The organism is Clostridium sp. DJ247 (genome assembly GCF_014231265.1).
The window spans coordinates 1-2,697 of the sequence record NZ_JABAIW010000123.1; the positions used below are offsets into that span (position 1 = coordinate 1).

The following is a 2,697-nucleotide window of genomic DNA, read 5'->3' on the forward strand; positions in this document are numbered from 1 at the left end:
TTTCGCTAAGACTAATAAAAAAATATTTAAATGTGACTTCAACATTGGTAATATACCCCTACGTATAAGTTAAATTTTAAGTCAGGAAGCAACTGTAGATTTAAGAATTTATAGGTGGAAACACTATATAATTTTAAATAAAACTTTGCCACAGAATAAATAAAAGTTTTCTAGTTAAAATAAGAATAAATGTAAATCTAAAACCAATACTTTGTTAAAGTACATAAAAACTCTCTAGTAAGGTTTACAGTTTAGTTCTTATTTATATTAAGAAAGGGGTTCTGTGGATATGATAAGCAAGGAAAAGTTGGAGTACTTTAGGAGAAAATTAAAGCAGGAGAGGCGCAGGGTAAGTGAGTTAATAAACCAAATGGAAGAGAATGAGACAATTAATTCTAACTCTGCAATGTCTAGAGAGCTATCTTTTTATGATAACCATCCAGCAGATAGTGCTACAGAGATATTTGATAAAGAAAGAGGAATGGCTTTTAAGGAAAACGAGCTGTCTATAATAAAAAAAATAGATGATGCTTTAGAAGGTATTGATAAGGGCCAGTATGGAAAATGTAAAATGTGCGGTAGTGATATTGTTGAGGAAAGACTGGAATTTATTCCTTATGCTCAATTTTGTGTAGATTGTCAAAGTGAGTTAAATGATTCTAGACCAGAGGAAAGACATAATAGACCTTTGGAAGAGTATGTAATTGATTATCCCTTTGGATATGGACACAATGACCATGATGAAGACATGGAAGTAGAATTTGATGCAGAAGATAGCTTTCAAGCTGTAGATAGATTTAATAGATTAGAGAATCAGTTAGAATGGTACACAGATACTGATAATAGTTATGTAGATCCTTTAGAAAGAATTAGTAACCAACAATATAGGAGCCAATTACCAGATTAAAATATACTGGGAATTAAAAGAATATAAGTTATATTAAACTTTTAATTCCCAGGTTTAAGGAATCGTTTAGAGGATATGGGGGATTAGGTGTGAAATTTTTAATAATAATTTTAGGATTGATATTAGACAGGGTAACAAAGATATGGGCATTAAATAGTTTATCCACAACCTCAGGAATAACTATTATAAAGGATTTTTTTGGGTTCTCCTATTTAGAAAATAGGGGTGCTGCTTTTGGAATATTACAGAATAAAACAGGATTTTTGTCTTTTATTACTATAATTATAGTGGCTGGTATCGTATATTATTTAATCAAGTATAGGCCTGTGTCCAAGTTAATAACAATAAGTTTAAGTCTTATATTAAGTGGTGCCATAGGTAATCTAATAGATAGAGTATGGTATAAATATGTAGTAGATTTTATTCTTATTCATTATAGAGATGTATATTATTTCCCAACTTTTAACGTAGCAGATATGCTGGTAGTAATAGGAACTGTATTATTAGTAATCTATTTAATAAAGGAAGATAAAGATGGAAGAGAAACAGCTGACAGCAGATAAAGATGCAACTAACATAAGACTTGATCAATTTCTATCTAGATATTTTGAGGATAAATCTAGGTCTTATCTCCAAAATTTAATAGAGAATGGTAAAGTAAGAGTAAATGGTGTATTAAGGAAAAGTAATTATAAGTTAAAAATGAATGATAAGATATGTGTTATAATACCAGACCCTATAGAACTTGATGTTGTGCCAGAAAATATTCCGTTAGATATAATTTATGAAGACGATGATGTAGTTTTAATAAATAAACCTCAAGGAATGGTAGTTCATCCAGCGGCAGGAGTTTATAATGGAACATTGGTAAATGCATTACTAAACCATTGCAAGGATTTGTCCGGTATAAATGGGGTTATGAGACCAGGTATAGTACATAGAATAGATAAGGATACATCTGGTATATTAGTTGTAGCTAAAAATGACAAAGCACATAATAAATTAGCAGAACAGCTAAAAGATCATAGTATGACTAGAGCATATGTAGCCCTGGTTGAAGGAGTTATAAAAGAAGATGAAGGAACTATAGATGCTTCATTGGGAAGACATCCTATTGAAAGAATAAAAATTGCAGTAATAAAGGATGGAAGAAGGGCCGTTACTCACTATAAAGTTTTAGAAAGATTTAAGAATAATACTCTAGTTGAATGTACGCTAGAAACGGGCAGAACCCATCAAATAAGAGTGCATATGTGTTATATAGGACATCCTTTAGTTGGAGATCCAGTATATGGACATAAAAAGCAAAGGTTTAATTTAGAAGGACAAATGCTCCATGCAAAAAAGTTGGGATTTATACATCCTACTACATTAAAGTATATAGAGTTTCAATCAAACTTACCTGACTACTTTGAAAAAGTGCTAAATATTTTACGAAATGAGTTGAAATAGGTAGAATCCTGTGATATTATGTATGCAATGATTAGTTGAATAATCCTTTAAATGATCCTGTGAGGTCATAAGGCATGGAGTTTAGTTTAGATAGGTTTTTTATGCCCATACTCACTGTGAGTATGGGCATTTTTAATTTACAAGTTGTTTATAGAAATACAACTTATTTTTAAATATTATTCGTGATAGATCAAGTATTTTTATAACTACATATAGATAACCACAACTTAAATTTAACTTATGCGTAGGGATATATTACCAATATTGAAGTCGCATTTAAATATTTTTTTATTAGTCTTAGCGAAAATTTGAGAAAAAATCTTAGAACTTTAGATATG

General features: G+C 30.2%; 3 protein-coding genes. All 3 read left to right on the forward strand.

Features of this window, described 5'->3' with window-relative positions; genetic code table 11:
• The first annotated feature begins 292 nt into the window (after positions 1–292).
• The 3 genes from HGI79_RS22270 (at position 293) to HGI79_RS22280 (ending at position 2,359) form a co-directional block, all read left to right on the forward strand.
• Entirely contained in the window at positions 293–907 is a 615-nt protein-coding gene (locus HGI79_RS22270) for a TraR/DksA C4-type zinc finger protein (RefSeq protein ID WP_185652859.1), read from the forward strand.
• Between the two features lie 89 nt (positions 908–996).
• On the forward strand, positions 997–1,470 hold the full coding sequence (lspA, locus tag HGI79_RS22275) for a signal peptidase II (RefSeq protein WP_185652857.1): 474 nt from the start codon (positions 997–999) through the stop codon (positions 1,468–1,470).
• Positions 1,442–2,359, forward strand: a complete 918-nt coding sequence (locus tag HGI79_RS22280; RefSeq protein ID WP_185652858.1) for an RluA family pseudouridine synthase — start codon at positions 1,442–1,444, stop codon at positions 2,357–2,359. Before lspA ends, HGI79_RS22280 begins: the two co-directional genes overlap by 29 nt.
• The last annotated feature ends 338 nt before the right edge of the window (positions 2,360–2,697 follow it).